Origin of the sequence: Stenotrophomonas sp. CFBP8994 (assembly GCF_034044835.1) — a bacterium.
GTDB lineage: Bacteria > Pseudomonadota > Gammaproteobacteria > Xanthomonadales > Xanthomonadaceae > Stenotrophomonas > Stenotrophomonas rhizophila_A.
Genome location: NZ_JAXCWT010000006.1, coordinates 101,265 through 116,305 on the forward strand (window position 1 = coordinate 101,265; position 15,041 = coordinate 116,305).

Annotated in this window: 14 protein-coding genes; 11 read left to right on the top strand and 3 right to left on the bottom strand. The window is 65.3% G+C overall.

Annotated features, from left to right (window positions below):
• The first annotated feature begins 46 nt into the window (after positions 1-46).
• Both SOM39_RS16635 and SOM39_RS16640 read left to right on the top strand, forming a co-directional pair.
• Positions 47-1,612, top strand: coding sequence for an SDR family NAD(P)-dependent oxidoreductase (locus SOM39_RS16635; protein WP_210132814.1), 1,566 nt, complete (start codon positions 47-49; stop codon positions 1,610-1,612).
• A 244-nt stretch (positions 1,613-1,856) separates the two neighbouring features.
• Positions 1,857-3,905, top strand: coding sequence for a TonB-dependent receptor domain-containing protein (locus SOM39_RS16640; protein ID WP_320458988.1), 2,049 nt, complete (start codon positions 1,857-1,859; stop codon positions 3,903-3,905).
• 4 nt (positions 3,906-3,909) lie between these two features.
• On the opposite strand, the gene SOM39_RS16645 is transcribed toward SOM39_RS16640, so the two are convergent.
• Positions 3,910-5,955, bottom strand: coding sequence for a TonB-dependent receptor (locus SOM39_RS16645; protein ID WP_320458989.1), 2,046 nt, complete (start codon positions 5,953-5,955; stop codon positions 3,910-3,912).
• 156 nt (positions 5,956-6,111) lie between these two features.
• Between SOM39_RS16645 and SOM39_RS16650 the strand changes: the two genes are divergently transcribed.
• Positions 6,112-7,323 carry a diguanylate cyclase gene (locus SOM39_RS16650; RefSeq protein ID WP_320458990.1) on the top strand — a complete coding sequence of 404 codons (1,212 nt, stop codon included), beginning with the start codon at positions 6,112-6,114 and terminating at the stop codon, positions 7,321-7,323.
• Positions 7,324-7,379: 56 nt separating this feature from the next.
• Here the strand turns inward: SOM39_RS16650 and SOM39_RS16655 are convergent, their stop codons facing one another.
• Both SOM39_RS16655 and SOM39_RS16660 read right to left on the bottom strand, forming a co-directional pair.
• Positions 7,380-7,706, bottom strand: a complete 327-nt coding sequence (locus SOM39_RS16655; protein WP_320458991.1) for a hypothetical protein — start codon at positions 7,704-7,706, stop codon at positions 7,380-7,382.
• A 95-nt stretch (positions 7,707-7,801) separates the two neighbouring features.
• Complete coding sequence (locus SOM39_RS16660) at positions 7,802-8,119, bottom strand: hypothetical protein (RefSeq protein ID WP_320458992.1); 318 nt, start codon at positions 8,117-8,119, stop codon at positions 7,802-7,804.
• A 150-nt stretch (positions 8,120-8,269) separates the two neighbouring features.
• On the opposite strand from SOM39_RS16660, the gene SOM39_RS16665 reads away from it, so the two are divergent.
• The 8 genes from SOM39_RS16665 to SOM39_RS16700 all read left to right on the top strand — a co-directional run bounded on the left by SOM39_RS16665 (position 8,270) and on the right by SOM39_RS16700 (position 14,994).
• Positions 8,270-8,545, top strand: coding sequence for a hypothetical protein (locus SOM39_RS16665; RefSeq protein WP_068852224.1), 276 nt, complete (start codon positions 8,270-8,272; stop codon positions 8,543-8,545).
• A 104-nt stretch (positions 8,546-8,649) separates the two neighbouring features.
• Positions 8,650-9,798 (top strand): SPFH domain-containing protein, encoded by a 1,149-nt coding sequence (locus tag SOM39_RS16670; protein ID WP_320458993.1) that lies wholly within the window; start codon positions 8,650-8,652, stop codon positions 9,796-9,798.
• Between the two features lie 18 nt (positions 9,799-9,816).
• Positions 9,817-11,151 carry a TFIIB-type zinc ribbon-containing protein gene (locus SOM39_RS16675; protein ID WP_184123450.1) on the top strand — a complete coding sequence of 445 codons (1,335 nt, stop codon included), beginning with the start codon at positions 9,817-9,819 and terminating at the stop codon, positions 11,149-11,151.
• On the top strand, positions 11,148-11,399 hold the full coding sequence (locus SOM39_RS16680; RefSeq protein ID WP_093535649.1) for a hypothetical protein: 252 nt from the start codon (positions 11,148-11,150) through the stop codon (positions 11,397-11,399). Before SOM39_RS16675 ends, SOM39_RS16680 begins: the two co-directional genes overlap by 4 nt.
• Before the next feature lie 43 nt (positions 11,400-11,442).
• Positions 11,443-11,835 carry a hypothetical protein gene (locus SOM39_RS16685; RefSeq protein ID WP_068852234.1) on the top strand — a complete coding sequence of 131 codons (393 nt, stop codon included), beginning with the start codon at positions 11,443-11,445 and terminating at the stop codon, positions 11,833-11,835.
• 75 nt (positions 11,836-11,910) lie between these two features.
• On the top strand, positions 11,911-13,023 hold the full coding sequence (locus SOM39_RS16690) for a DJ-1/PfpI family protein (RefSeq protein ID WP_320458994.1): 1,113 nt from the start codon (positions 11,911-11,913) through the stop codon (positions 13,021-13,023).
• A gap of 19 nt (positions 13,024-13,042) precedes the next feature.
• Entirely contained in the window at positions 13,043-13,717 is a 675-nt protein-coding gene (locus SOM39_RS16695) for a response regulator transcription factor (RefSeq protein ID WP_320459092.1), read from the top strand.
• Positions 13,714-14,994, top strand: coding sequence for a HAMP domain-containing sensor histidine kinase (locus tag SOM39_RS16700; RefSeq protein WP_320458995.1), 1,281 nt, complete (start codon positions 13,714-13,716; stop codon positions 14,992-14,994). The genes SOM39_RS16695 and SOM39_RS16700 overlap by 4 nt, the downstream gene beginning before the upstream one ends.
• Positions 14,995-15,041 lie beyond the last annotated feature (47 nt).

Sequence of the window (15,041 nt, forward strand, 5' to 3'; positions counted from 1 at the left end):
CTCCGGATCCAACGTGAACGCCATCGCTTCTTCTCCCGCCGACGCCCTGCCCCAGGACGAGCTGCCCCTGACCGACCGCCTGCGCGCCGCGCTGGACCTGCTGGAGGCGATCGAGGCCGACCGCGCCGTGCTGGACACGCTGCCGGAAGACGACCGCGTGCGTTTCCACCAGGTCGTGGCCAAGGTCTACCACCCAGAACCCAAGGCACGCCGGGCGATGCTCAAGCAGCAGGCCAAGGTTCGCCACCAGGAAAAGGTCCGCAAGGCCGAAGCGCTGCTGGAACAGACCGGCATCCGCGCCCTGCGCCGCAAGCCGGTGTTCAGCACGCCGAACTACTTCCCGCCGCACAAGGCCGGCCTGCACGACGCGCACAACGGTGAGAACGCAGAAGCCACGCCGGAGCCGGTGCATTCGCCGGAACTGCGCCACTGCTATGTGTGCAAGCAGAAGTTCACCCAGCTGCACCACTTCTACGACCAGATGTGCCCGGCCTGCGCCGAGCTGAATTTCATCAAGCGCACCGAAACCGCCGACCTGCGCGGCCGCGTGGCGCTGCTCACCGGCGGCCGGGTCAAGATCGGCTACCAGGCGGGCCTGAAGCTGCTGCGCGCCGGCGCCGAGTTGATCGTGACCACGCGCTTCCCGCGCGATTCGGCGGCACGTTATGCCGAAGAGCCCGACTTCGCCGAATGGGGCCACCGCCTGCAGGTGTACGGCCTGGACCTGCGCCACACCCCCAGCGTGGAAGCGTTCTGCAACGAACTGCTGGCCACCCGTACGCGGCTGGACTTCATCATCAACAACGCCTGCCAGACCGTGCGCCGCCCGCCGCAGTTCTACGCGCACATGATGGCCGGCGAAACCGCCGCCCTGCACGACCTGCCGGAAACGATCCGCAAGCTGGTGGGCCAGTACGAAGGGCTGCGCAGCCCCGAGATGCTGGGCCTGGGTTCGGATGCCAACGTGCCGTCGCTGCAGGAGCAGGCGCTGGTGGGGGCCGATGGCCTGACCCGCGCCGCCGAACTCTCGCAGGTGCCGTTGCTGGCCGACGAACTGCTGGGCCAGCAGCACCTGTTCCCCGAAGGCCGGCTGGACCAGGACCTGCAGCAGGTCGACCTGCGTGGGCGCAATTCGTGGCGCCTGCTGATGGCCGAAGTGCCGTCGGTGGAGCTGCTGGAAACCCAGCTGGTCAACGCCATCGCACCCTTCATCATCAACGCGCGCCTGAAGCCGCTGATGCTGCGTTCGCCCGAGCGCGACAAGCACATCGTCAACGTGTCGGCGATGGAGGGGCAGTTCTACCGCAACTTCAAGACCACCCGCCACCCGCACACCAACATGGCCAAGGCCGCGTTGAACATGATGACGCGCACCTCGGCGGCCGATTACCAGAACGACGGCATCCACATGAATTCCGTGGATACCGGCTGGGTGACCGATGAGGATCCGGCAGAGATCGCCGCGCGCAAGGTGGAGGAAGAACGCTTCCACCCGCCGCTGGACATCGTTGATGGCGCCGCGCGCATCGTCGACCCGATCATCCACGGCTTCAACACGGGTGAGCACGTGTGGGGCCAGTTCCTGAAGGACTACGCGCCCACCGATTGGTGATGCAGTACCCCGTGGTGACCGCGGAAAGTCCGCGAGCGCGGTAGCGCCGGCCGTTGGCCGGCCCAAGACGAACTTCATCGCCCGATGCAGATCCCCCGCAGGCCGGCCAACGGCCGGCGCTACCCGTACGTGTCCGAATGTGTCACATGCGAATGATTCGTGATAGCATTGTGAACGATTTCAGAAGCACCACACGGATGTCCCAGCCATCGCCAGCGGACCCTCTTTTCCAGGAGTTTGCTCGATGCACGTTGCACCCCCCACGCTTGCCCCTTCGCTGGCCGCCCTGACCGCGGCCATTGCCTTGGCCCTGTCCGCACAGGTACACGCCCACGGCGACGCCGCGACCGACGCCAGAGACCTCGACACCGTCGTGGTCACCGCCACCGGTGCCCAGCAGTGGATCAAGGACGCCCCGGCCAGCATCAGCGTGATCACCCGCCAGGAAATCGAGCGCAAGCCGGTGACCAGCATCGGCCAACTGCTCAGCACGGTGCCGGGCGTGACCGGTGGCTACGCGCTGTCTGGTGCGCAGTCGAAGATCCGCCTGCGTGGCCTGCCCGAGCAGTACACCCTGATCCTGATCGACGGCCGCCGCCAGGGCAATTCCTCCGGCGTGAACTACCGCGATGACCTGGGCCCGCAGGATCTGAACTGGCTGTCGCCGGACATGATCGAACGCATCGAAGTGGTGCGTGGCCCGATGTCGTCGCTGTACGGCTCCGACGCCATGGGCGGGGTGATCAACATCATCACCCGCAAGATCGCCCCGGAATGGGGTGGCTCGGTCACCTTCAACTACAGCAAGCCCGATTCGTCCACGCGCGGAAACACCACCCAGATGGGCGCGCTGTTCAGCGGCCCGCTCACGGAAAACCTGGGCCTGCGCATCGGCGCCAACGTGACCGATCGCGAATCCGATCGTGGCCGTGGCCAGACCCCGGGCACCAAGGGCGAGAACGCCAACGCGCTGCTCAACTGGGCGATCAACGGCGACCACACCGTGGGCTTCGAAGCCATCCATGGCGTGCAGCGCAACAGTGGGGGCGGCGATGTCGGCGCATGGGGCCTGTCCAAGCTGGTGCATACCGGCTACGTCGTGACCCATGACGGCCGCTATGGCGATGCCAGCACCTCGAAATCCACCCTGACCCAGAACGATTACGAGGACAAGGGCAGCCCGGTGGGCAACCACGCCAAGGAAACCGTGTTCGATACCGCCTTCGCCACCGGTTTCCACCTGGGCTTCGAGCACCGCTTGAACGTGGGTGGCCAGTGGAAGCGCGAAGAACTGCAGAACACCGACACCATCGGCACCGTGCCGGTGACCTGGAGCGGCAGCGGTCGGATCAGCCCGACCAACGAGGCCGATTCGTGGGCGCTGTTCGCCGAAGACCACATCACCCTGCATGAGCGCTTCACGCTCACCCTGGGCCTGCGCTGGGACAACACCGAAAACTATGACGACAACCTGAGCCCGCGCATCTACGGCGTGTGGCACCCGTCCGATGACTGGACCGTGCGCGGTGGCGTATCGCAGGGCTTCCGTGCGCCGAACCTGAAGCAGGGCAGCGCCGGTGCCGCCACCCAGTCCGGCGGCAACGGCTGCCGCAGCCTCACCGTCGAAGGCTGGACCAACCGCTCGGTCAGCGCCGATGGCACCACCGGCTGCTACATGGCCGGCAACCCGAATCTGGAACCGGAAACCAGCACCAACTACGAGCTGGGCGTCGGCTTCGACCGCGGCGGCTGGTCGGCCTCGGCCACTTACTTCCTCACCGATTTCGACGACAAGATCGAGCAGGTGCCGCTGCGTGAGATTGCCGGCTACGACTCCAGCTTCGTCAACGGTTTCTGGTGGACCGTTGCGCAGAACATCCAGAAGGCGCGCACCCGCGGCGTGGAAGCCAGCCTCACCGTGCCCCTGCACGAGCGCCTGAGCTGGACCACCAACGCCACCCGCATGCTGGAATCGAAGAACCGCACCACCGGCGCGAGCCTGCTGGTGGTGCCGAAGATCACCGCCAACACCTCACTGGACTGGCAGGTGACCGAGGCGTGGTCATTGAACCTGAGCGCGCAGCACATCGGCGAACAGCTGGTCTCCAGCACCAGCTCCACGTTCGCCAAGGCCTACACCACGTGGGACCTGGTGACCGGGTTCAACGTAAACGAGAACCTGACCCTGCGCGCAGGCGTGCTGAACGCCGGCGACGTCTCCACCATCGACGAAGGCAACAACTACGACGGCGGTGCGCGCACCTTCTTCGTCGGCGCTACTGCGCGGTTCTGATCCATCAGAGCTTCATGTTGAAGGCGATATGGAGCGAACGCCCCGCAGCCGGTGAGAACATCGGCTGCGGTTGCTCCCAGAAGAAGCTGTCGTACCACGCATAGTCGTACTTCCGGTCGGTGGCGTTCTTCATCTGCACATCCACGCTCCAGCGGGGGTTGATGTCATAGCGGGCACTCAGGTCGAGCACGGCAAAGCCGCCGTACTTGCCGGCCACGTTGCGCTCTTCGAGGTAGTAATCGCCCTGCGCCCTGCCCTGCAGCCCAAACTGCAGTGCTTCGGTAGCCTGGTAATCCAGGCCGATGTTGCTGATGTAACGTGGGGTGGCGGCGACTTCGCGGCCCTCCAGCGACACGCTGGCATCGCGACCATCGCGCTCGATCTTCGCCTCCTGGTACGCGTGGGACGCCCACACCGTCCACTTCTCGCCCACCTGCGCGCTGATCTGCGCATCCACGCCACGGCGGCGGGTCTTGCCCAGGGTCACGGTGGTGCCGGTGGCGGGCATGTTGGAGACCTCGTTGGCCGCATCCTGCTGCCATACCGCGATGCGCGCCTGGCTGCCGGCGAACGGGCTGAACTTCATGCCCAGCTCCATGCCGGTGTTGGTGGACGGGCTCATGGCGCCCTGCCCCGGCGTGAGGTAAGCCGGCGCCGTGGAGCCGGTCAGCACCTGGAAGGTCCGGCCCCAGTTGGCGTAGACATTGGTGCTGTCGGTGAAGGCATAGACCACGCTCAGCTTGGGCTGCTCGATGGTGCCGTAGCGCTGCAGCGGGCCGGTGATGCCGCCCGGCAGGCGGGTGTCACCATCAAAACGGTCCACCCGGTAGGCCGGCACGATCTTCAGCGCCTCGATGGGCTGGTAGATCCCCTGCACATACGCGCCGTAGTTGTCGAAGGTGTGGCGGTCGTTGTTCTGCACGCGTGCCGGGGCGACGCTGAAATCGGTGGGCTCGGCATAGCTGAAACGCTCGCGGATGTAGCCGTTGTCCTGGTGCTCGACATTTACCCCGGCTTCCAGCGTAAGCGTGGCGCCGGGCTGCCAGGTCAGCGTGGTGAGCATGCCCGTCTGCTTTTCGTCCCACACGCGGCGTTGGCGCGGCGCATTGCCGGTGGGCAGGTCGCTGAAGGTCACCCGGCGATCGTCTTCGTAGCGGTTGTAGTAGAGCTTGCTGCCCAGGAACAGGGTGTCGGCCAGCTTGAGGTCCATGTGCACGCCGATCTGGCGCATGTCGCGGTCGTCGCCATCGTTGGCGTTTCGCAACTGTGAGCCGCGGCGGTCAGTCCGCAGTTCTTCAGCCGTCATGAAGCCCGGCTCCTCGGCTTCGTGGTGGTAGGCGCGTGCGGTGAGGCCAATGCGCATGCCGTCGTCCAGGTCACCGTAGAACCACTTGCCGCCGATGGCGTACTTGCGTGAGCTGTCATGGTCACGGTACCCGTCCGACGCCTGGGTGCCGATGAAGTAGTTCTGCGCAAACCCGTTGCTCTCACGGCCGATGGCCAACTGCGCATCGCGGGTGTTGTAGCTGCCGTAGCCGAACCGGCCATCTGTGTAGTTGCCGCCCTGGCGCGTGCCGAAGTTCACGTTGCCGCCAATGTTGTGCAGGCCATAACGCGGGTCGTTGGTGCCACGCACCACTTCGATGAAACTGATTTCCAGCGGGAACAGCATGTCGATGAAGCGCTGGTTGCCGCTGTTGACGTTGCTGGGCACGCCATCGATCAGCGTCTTGATCGCATTGAGGTAGCCCTCGCCATTGAAGGCGCGGAAGCTGACCTTGCCCGATTCGGCGCCCTGGCGGGTTTCGGTGAGCTGGATGCCGGGCATCTGGCCGAGCAGTTCCCAGCTGTGCGAGACGTTCTTGTCTTCGATCTGGTCGGCGCCAAGCACGTCCACGGAGGTCAGCACCTGGTGGGCGGTGAGCTGGCCTTCGGTGTGCTGGTGCACGTCGACCTTGCCGAGGGTGAGTGCGGAATCGGACAACTGGGCGCGGGATTCGGGGGCAAAAACGACGGCGGCGACGGCCGTCACCAAGGCAAGGCGTTTCATTTAGAGGAAGGCGTCACAGATCTGGAGGGGAGGCCTGATGCCGGCCTGGGCGCGTAATGTGACAGTATAACATTACATCCTCGTAATTCTGCAGCAGCTTCACCAACCGCTTCCGGCCCGGTGCCTACGATGGCGGCAGATGCTGCGGAGGAACCCATGACCGAACGTGCACGCCTGCACCAGGAGTTGCTGAGAAGCCAAGCCTTCCTGGAGCAGACCAATACACTGGCCAAGGTGGGCGGCTGGGAGCTGGCGCTGGACACCAATACGCTGTCCTGGACCCGTGAGACCCATTTGATCCATGGCGTACCCGAGGACTTCGATCCGAATGTGGGTGCCGCCCTGTCTTTCTACCCGCAACCGGGCCAAGAGCAGCTGGAGGCAGCGATCGCCGCATGTGCCGCCGATGGCTCGCCCATCGACCTGACGCTTCGCGCAATCACCGCTACTGGCGAACGCAGCTGGTTGCATATCGTAGGAAAGCGCGTTGAGGACGCGACCGGCGCACGCTTGATCGGCGCCATCCAGGACGTCACGGAACAACGCTCCGCCGTCGATGCACTGGCGCAGAGCGAAGCGCGTTACCGCCGCCTGTTCCAGCACAGCCTGGGCCTGATCTGCACGCACACGCTGTCCGGGGAGATCACGTCCGTGAATCCTGCAGCCTCGCTGTCACTGGGCCGCCCCGAAGCCGAGCTGTTGGGTCGTTCGCTGGCAGAGATCATTCCGCTGGAACGCCAGGATCAGCTCCAGTACTACCTGCAACGCGTCGCGGAGAACCAGAGCGACTCCGGCCTGATGGAGCTGGTGGCCGACGATGGCTCACGCCGCTACTGGGCGTACCACAACGTACTCGACACCGAAGCTGACCCGCCGTACGTGCTGGGCCACGCGCAGGACATCACCACCCAGCACCTGCAGGAGCGCCAGCTGCTGGAAATGGCGATCCGCGATCCGCTGACCCGCTCGTTCAACCGGCGCTACCTGGCCGAACTCGCGCAGCAGCAACTGGAAGCGTGGGGCTGCCTGGTGTTCGACCTGGACCACTTCAAGGAAATCAACGACACCCAGGGGCATGCGCACGGCGACTCGGTGCTGGTCGAGTTCGTGGCGTTCCTTTCCAGCCCGCTGGAGGAAAACGAGGTGGTGGTTCGCCTGGGCGGCGATGAGTTCCTGGTGTTCGTACCCGGCGCCAGGATGGAGCGGCTGCAGGTACTGGAAGAGACCTACCAGGCGCGCGCCCACCTCGCACCGGTCCGCTTCTCAGGCGGCTGTGCCATCAGCCGCCCCTCCGAAACCGTCGCCGACACCATCAACCGCGCCGACATGAAGCTTTACGAGCGCCGCCGCCGCGAGCGACCGGAGTGAATCGAGGCCGAAAACCTACCACCGACCAGCAGTGAGTTTACTGAAACTGATCTTCGTCACGGCTCACCAGTGCCTAAGCGATCACCCTCGACGATGAGGTCGCCGCCTTCACCAACAAGCCTCACTATCGCCGTAATACCGTGATTAAGCTGCTGGAGACTACGCCTCATCACCTCAATGCTTGCTACTTCCAGGGAGACGGACCTCACATTGATGGGCGCTGAGAGCGGACGGCCCATACGTACGTCCTCCACTGTCCGCGGTATGAAGTAGGCAACGCGGAACATGTCCCCAAGCGAAACGGATCCGCCCGCGTTGACGTAGCCGACGAAATTTCTCTCACCATTGCGACCCGACGTAATGGTGTCAACGAAGAACTCCACGCCCTTCTCCATACCAGTACCCCTGCCTTGATGGGCGCACGATTCTGACATTCTATGATGGCGCCGCCCCGCTTCCGCGCACATCGCCCGGTAGATCACGACCGTTGGTCGTGATCTACCGGCCGACCCCGAACAACCCCAACGAACAATACCGCAGTCCAGACCGCAAGCCAGCCCACGATCCCCCACCCATCAAATATCTGCTCCATCGGAAGTACCGAAATCCAGAAACCGATAACGGCCCAGCACACCACCAGCAACGGCGCCACAACCTGGCCCCGCCACGCCATGAACGAAGCGGCTGGCAGTGAAACGACCGGGAAGAACGCGCCGCCACCGAACGGCGCGGCTCCAACCATCGCGAAGAATGCCGCCGCCAGCACCAGCAACCACGCCATCACCTTGATAAGCATCCTGCATTACTCCTTCCGTCCAGCACCGACCACGAAGCCTTAACCTGCCTTGCTTATCCTAGCAGCGCGCTGCAGGAACAACGCCCGGCGCATCAATCGTTCCGCTCGGCTTGATCGAGGGAAGCAATCGAACACTGCAAAGGAGTCGCAATGAAGAAGCTGCACGCTGCCGTTCTTGCCGGATGCCTGCTGGGCATGAGTCCCCTCGCCTTCGCGGAGGTCGCCAACCTGACCAACAGCGCCGACGGCGCCAACCGCGACGCGGGCATCGCCGCGGTCAAGAAGAAGCTGCAGGACGCCTGCACCGAGCGCAAGGGCACGCCGGATGCAGCCTCCTTTGAGGTGGTCTTCGAGAAGACCAGCGAGAACCCGAACGTACCCAAGCCGTACTACGTCGACGGTAAGATGAAGTGCGACCTGCCGTAAGGCCTCCACTGCCGGAAACGCCCATCCCCGGACCATGCCCCGCTGCTATAGTCCCTCCATCGTGACGGGCACCCCGCCCGTCGTTGGATCTCAGGGAGCGGGTCATGGGTCTCATCCAGGCAGTGAAAGGTGCAGTGGGCGGCGTGCTGGCCGACCAGTGGAAGGACTTCTACACCGTGCCGGCGGGCCTGCCGGCCACCGCGGCGCTGTTCGCCGCCGTGCCGCAGGGCACCAATGCCGGTCGCGGTTCCAACACCAGCGGCTCGTCCAACATCATCACCAACGGCTCCAGGATCGTGGTGCCGGAAGGCTACGGCCTGCTGCTGTTCCAGGATGGCGCCATCACCGGCTTCGTCGCCGAACCGGGTGGCTACGAGTGGCGGTCGGATGACCTCAACTCGCAGTCGATCTTCGCCGGCGACGGCATCGTCACCCCGCTCATCAAGCAGAGCTGGGAGCGCTTCAAGTTCGGCGGCCAGCCGGGTGGCCAGCAGGCGGCGTTCTTTGTCTCGCTGAAGGAACTGCCCGACAACCGCTTCGGTACCCAGTCGGAAATTTACTGGGACGACGGCTTCCTCAACACCCAGGTCGGCGCGGTCACGCGTGGCTCGTACACGCTGAAGATCGTCGATCCGATCCTGTTCGTGAAGAATTTCGTTCCGGCCAGCTACCTGCAGCCGGGCAAGGTGTTCGACTTCACCGACCTGGACAACGCCGCGGCCAGCCAGCTGTTCAATGAAGTCGTTGGCTCGCTCGCGCCGGCTTTCAGCCTGTATACCAACGATCCCGGCAAGGGCAACCGCATCACCAAGCTGCAGCAGGATTCGCTGGGCTTTGCCCAGAGCCTGTCGGCGGCGGTTGAGCAGGGTTACCAGTGGAAGTCCGACCGTGGCCTGGCCATCGTCAAGACCGCCATCGTTTCCATTGAATACGACGCCAATACCCGCGAACTGCTCAAGACGGTGCAGCGCGCCGATGCGCTGTCGGGTGGGCGTGGCAATTCCAACCTGCAGGCCAGCGTGGCCCAGGGCATCCAGTCGGCCGGTGAGAATGGCGGCGCGGCGGGCCTGGTCGGTGTGGGCATGGCGACCGGCATGTTCGGCGCCGGCGCGATGCAGCAGCCGGTCGCCCCGGCGGCCCCTGCGGCCGATGACCCGGTGGCCAGGCTGCAGAAGGCCAAGGAAATGCTGGACCTCGGCCTGATCACCCAGGACGACTACAACGCGCTCAAGGCCAAGGCACTGGGTCTGTAAGGCGGACACACGATAACCATGTCCGACCCCCGAACCCCGCCCCCGCTACCCGGGGGCCCGCCGCCGTTGCCGGACGCCGTGACCGGCCCCGGCTCGCCGCGCGATGTGCCGCCGCTGCCGGGCAGCTTCCCGCTTGACCCGGCCACCCTGCCCGACCCGATCCGCGCCGAGATCGAGGCGCCCGATCCGGTCGCGCTCGATACCCGTGCCGAGGAGCTGAAGGATGGCCTGAACCGCTGTCCCAAGTGCGGCTCCACCGATGTGCGCCTGAAGCTGGGCACCGACGTGCTGGTCTGCCAGTTCTGCCGGAACGAATGGCATGGCGCGCTGGTCGAGCAGGAGTTCGGGCTGGGCGAAGGCCTGGACCAGCTGCGCGGCACCATCATCGCGTCGGGCGCGCGCGACATCGAGGCCGGCACCGCCAGCCTGATGAGCTTCAAGTGCACCGGCTGCGGCGCCGAAGTGACCATCAACACCGAAACCACCATGACCGCGCGCTGCCACTGGTGCCGCCATGTGTTCGGGGTCAACGAGCAGGTCGCCAACGGTGCGGTGCCCGATGCTGTGCTGCCCTTCCGCATCACGAAAGACGATGCAGTGGCGCGCATCCGCCAGTTCGTGGACAAGCGCCGGCTTTTCGCGCTGAAGGCCTTCAAGGACCAGTTCACGCCCGAGAACGTGGTGGGTGTGTACATGCCCTACATGATCGTGGACAGCAACGTCAGCGCCAGCGTGTCCGGCAAGGGTGAAATCAAGACCCGCCAGTACACCCGCGGCGAAGGTGACAAGAAGAAGACCTACTACGACGCCGATGTATACCAGGTGGACCGTGCGGTGGACTTCACCGTGGATGACCTGCCGCTGGAATCGTCGGCCGAGCGCGGCAACCTGGATACCAAAGCCAACACGAACAACATCATCAATGCGATCCTGCCGTTCGATACCAAGAATGCGCTGAAGTGGAACGCCTCGTACCTGCTGGGCTTCTCGTCCGAGAAGCGCAACCTGGACGTGGAAAAGATGAAGCCACGGCTGGAAGACCAGCTGCTCTCCATCGCCCGCGCGCAGGTGGAAGGTTCGGTGCGCCGCTACGACCGCGGCGTGCGTTGGGAGCAGGAACGCGTGGACCTGCACGGCTCGCGCTGGGTCTCCATGTACCTGCCGGTGTGGCTGTATTCGTACCACCAGCCTGGCCGCAACGGCGGCATGCTGCATTACATCGCGGTCAACGGCCGTACCGGTGAAACCATGGGCAGCGTGCCAGTGCAGCAGTGGAAGCTGCTGCTGGCCGCGCTCACCACCGGCACCATCGTTGAAGCCATCACCCTCTGGTTCCTGGTAGCTGCCTCATGAGCGATGACAGTGGTCTCTGGTTGCTGTTGGCGGGTCCCGCCAGCGCAACCGCCTTGTACTGGGGCCTGTACCGGTACTACCGCAACACCGACAAGTCGCATGCGTTCGAGCGTGAGACCACGGTGGAGGCCAAGCCGGTGACCGGCTCGGACCGGCAGGTGGATACCATCACGGGCACGCAGGAAACGCGGATCCGTGGCGACAACGTGCGCGAGTACCGCAAGCGGGTCGTGCGCAACAGCGGGTGAGGTAGAATGCCGCCACTTTCTACCCTTCAGATTATGGATAGCCATGAAGAAGCTTGCCTTCCTTGCCCTGCTGCTCACCTCGCTTAGCCTTCTCACTGCGTGCGCCCGTGGCGGCGACAAGGCCGCTGAGACGAACGACCCGAAGGTCGGTGACCTGTATGCAGCGGTGCTTTCGGAGTTTGCCGAATTCCAGCAGCCGGGCGAGAAGGCCTACGGCCTGCTGAAGGTCATCAAGGTCGAGCCCGACACCGTCACCGTGGTCACCGACAGCAGCGCCTGGGATGACGAAATGTCGGCCAAGCGCGAGCTGCGTGGCGACCTCAAGGAGGTCGTGTGGGATATGGACGATGAAATCGTGGTGGCCCGCTCGGAGCTGGCGGAGATGCACCGCAAGGAAATCATCTTTGCCGTGCGCCATGGCGACAGCGCCAACTGACGCGACAACCGTGACTTGAAGTCTGCTTGAAGGGCGGGGTGCATGCTCCAGATCACCATCCGATCTGGAGTTGCCATGCACCGCTTCCTTCCTGCCCTGCTGCTGGGCGCTGCCCTGCTCTTCCCGCCCGCCGCACTGGCGGCCGACAAGGTCCTGATCGTCCTCAGTGGCGAGGGCCGCGATGCCGGCAAGACCCGGCCCGGGTATGAATTCGACGAGCTCTCGCAGGCCTGGCTGGTCTTCAAGGCCAACGGGCTGGCGGTCGAGGTGGCCAGCCCCCAGGGTGGCCCGGTCGAGCCCGACAAATACAATCCCGACGAACCGTTCAACGCACAGCTGCTGGCCGATGGCGCTGCCATGGCGCAGCTTGCCGCCACCCGGCCCATCGCCGGGCTGCGTGCCAGCGATTACCGCGCGGTCTATGTGGTGGGCGGCAAAGGGGCCATGTTCGACCTGCCCCGCTCGCAGCCACTGCAGCAGTTGATCGGCGCCGCATGGGCCAGCGGCGCGGTGATCGCGGCGGTGTGCCACGGGCCTGCCGCACTGGCCGAGGTGCGGCTTGCGGACGGCAGCCCGTTGGTCGCAGGCCGGCAGCTGACCGGCTTCACCAACGAGGAGGAAGCTCTGTTCGGCAAGAAATGGGCGAAGGAATTCCCGTGGCTGCTGGAGGACGCGCTTCGCCAACGCGGCGGTGAGTGGAGCGAAGCGCCGCTGATGATGCCGCACGTGGTGGTCGATGGGCGCCTGGTCACGGGCCAGAACCCCTACTCCACCGTCGGCGTGGCCGAGGCGATCGTACGCGGCCTGGGGCGGACCCCGGTGGCACGTACGCCCGGGCGCGACGAGCGTTCGATGGCGCTGGTCGAGCGCCTGCGCGGCGGTGATGCGGCCGGTGCGGCCCGCACGCTGAAGCAGGATCCTGCGTCCTACCACGTCGAGCTGATCGGCATGCTGGGCTTCTACCAGGCGAAGGCGGCGGATGTGGACCTCGCGGCACTGCGCCCTGCATTGCAGACCATGGAGCTGGCCATGCCTTACATGGCCGAGCCGCAGCTGAAACTGGGCATCGCCGAGGCGCACCTGCGGTTGGGCGACCGCAGCCGGGCACGGACACTGGTGCTGGAGGTACTGGACGCCTCGCCCGGCATGCAACAGGCTGGTGACCTGCTGAAACGGATCGACAGCTGACATGACAACCTGCCCTGCCCTGCGCCTATTGGTGATCGAGGACAACCCGGTGCTGCGCGCCAACCTCGAACTGCTGTTCGCCGGCCAGGGCATCGACAGCCGCTTCGCCGCCGATGGCCTTTCCGGACTGCAGGAGGCACTGGCCGAGCCGCCCGATGTGCTGGTGCTGGACCTGGGCCTTCCCGGCCTGGATGGCATGCGCGTGTGCGAGCAGCTGCGCGCGCGCAGCGACCGGCACGTGCCGGTGTTGATGCTGACCGCGCGTGATGCGTTGGAGGACAAGCTGGCCGGGTTCCGAAGTGGTGCCGATGACTACCTGGTCAAGCCGTTTGCCGGTGCCGAACTGGTGGCGCGGTGTGTGGCCCTGTCGCAGCGCCACCGCGCAGGCACCCCGCACCTGCTGACGGTTGGCACCCTCAGCATTGACCGGCGCAGCAACCTGGTGCAGCGACACGGCCAGACACTGGTACTCCACCACACCGCCCTGCAGCTCCTGCTGCTCCTGGCCGAAGCATGGCCACGGACGCTGACCCGAAGCGAGCTTGTCGAGCGGTTGTGGGGCGCCAGCCCGCCCGAGTCCGATCCGCTGCGCACGCACCTGTACACCCTGCGGCAGGTGCTCGACAAACCGTTCCCGGTGCCCCTGCTCAAGACCGTGCATGGCGTGGGCTTCCGCCTGGAGGCGGACACGTGAGCGCCGCACCGCGTCCGCGTCGTCGCCTGCGCCGCCGCCTGATGCTGGCCTTCTCAGGCTTCGCGCTGCTGGTGGCGGTGCTGTACGGCTTCTACGTGGTGCTGTTCGTCTATCTGGTCGAGGACGAGATGTTCAAAGGGCTTCTGGAGCAGGAAGCCAAGGTGCAGCTGCATCATCACGCCAGCGAGGGTGGATGGGCGCGACCGGCATTGCCGGGCATGTCGGTGCATGAGACTGCTGCAAGCCTGCCCGAAGGGCTCGGCGCGCGGTTGGTTGAGGAACCCTGGCGCCGGGAGTTCGCCGGTGACCAAGGCCGCCACTACCACCTGCGGCGGCTGGAGCCAACGGATGCGTGGCTGGTGGCGGAGGTCAGCCAGCAGTTGGTGGTGCGGCCGATGCGGGGTGGCATCCTGCAATGGTTGGGCTGGTCGAGCCTTGGCGTGCTTGGGATCGCCCTGCTGCTGGGCGCATGGCTGGCTCGACGGATGACCGCGCCGTTGTCACGGCTTTCCGACGTGGTCGCCGGAGCCAGTCCCACGCATCTGCCGACGGGGTTCGCCGAGAGCCTTCCCGACGATGAAGTCGGCGCACTGGCCCGCACGCTGCAGGGGCTGCTGGTACGCATAGAGGCCTTCGTGGACCGCGAACGCGAGTTCACGCGGGATGCCAGTCATGAACTGCGCACGCCGCTGGCTGTCATCCGCAGTGCGTGCGAGCGCATGCAGGCCCGTGCCGATCTGGACCCCGCGCTTCACCTGCAGCTCGGCCACATGAACCAATCGGTGCTGCAACTGGAACACACCATCAGCGCGCTGCTGATGCTGGCCCGCGAACAGCATCTGCAGGAACCCGTGGAATCGATCACCCTGCTGCCACTGATCGAGCGGGTGATCGTGGACCAGACCGGCCTTCTTGGCGATCGCCCGGTGCACCTCGCGCTGGACGTGGCAGGTGATGCAAAGGCCTGCCTGCCGCCCACCGCACTTCGTGTCATCCTGTCCAACCTGATCGGCAATGCCTTCGCGCACACGCTGCAGGGAGAGGTAAGCATTACGGTGGAAGCGGGCTGGTTGCAGATCACCAATCCGGGTGCCGGCATCGATGCGGACGCCCTGCAGCCCTTCAGCAAAGGCGTGGCAAGCAGCGGTTACGGCCTTGGGCTGTCGATTGTCCATCGCCTGTGCGAGCGCCACCAGATCGACCTTCGATTCAATCCCGACAGGACCCGCACCGTGGTGTCCATCCGGCTCGATCCTGCTGCACGCACGTGCACTTGAGAACGCTTGTCAGCCCAATACCGATCGTTCAGCCCATCGGATGGTTC

Bases quoted from the DNA above. Each gene is read 5' to 3' on its own strand.
- SOM39_RS16640 (WP_320458988.1), top strand. From the start codon at position 1,857: ATGCACGTTGCACCCCCCACGCTTGCCCCTTCGCTGGCCGCCCTGACC.
- SOM39_RS16645 (WP_320458989.1), bottom strand. From the start codon at position 5,955: ATGAAACGCCTTGCCTTGGTGACGGCCGTCGCCGCCGTCGTTTTTGCC.
- SOM39_RS16650 (WP_320458990.1), top strand. From the start codon at position 6,112: ATGACCGAACGTGCACGCCTGCACCAGGAGTTGCTGAGAAGCCAAGCC.
- SOM39_RS16660 (WP_320458992.1), bottom strand. From the start codon at position 8,119: ATGCTTATCAAGGTGATGGCGTGGTTGCTGGTGCTGGCGGCGGCATTC.
- SOM39_RS16665 (WP_068852224.1), top strand. From the start codon at position 8,270: ATGAAGAAGCTGCACGCTGCCGTTCTTGCCGGATGCCTGCTGGGCATG.
- SOM39_RS16670 (WP_320458993.1), top strand. From the start codon at position 8,650: ATGGGTCTCATCCAGGCAGTGAAAGGTGCAGTGGGCGGCGTGCTGGCC.
- SOM39_RS16675 (WP_184123450.1), top strand. From the start codon at position 9,817: ATGTCCGACCCCCGAACCCCGCCCCCGCTACCCGGGGGCCCGCCGCCG.
- SOM39_RS16680 (WP_093535649.1), top strand. From the start codon at position 11,148: ATGAGCGATGACAGTGGTCTCTGGTTGCTGTTGGCGGGTCCCGCCAGC.
- SOM39_RS16685 (WP_068852234.1), top strand. From the start codon at position 11,443: ATGAAGAAGCTTGCCTTCCTTGCCCTGCTGCTCACCTCGCTTAGCCTT.
- SOM39_RS16690 (WP_320458994.1), top strand. From the start codon at position 11,911: ATGCACCGCTTCCTTCCTGCCCTGCTGCTGGGCGCTGCCCTGCTCTTC.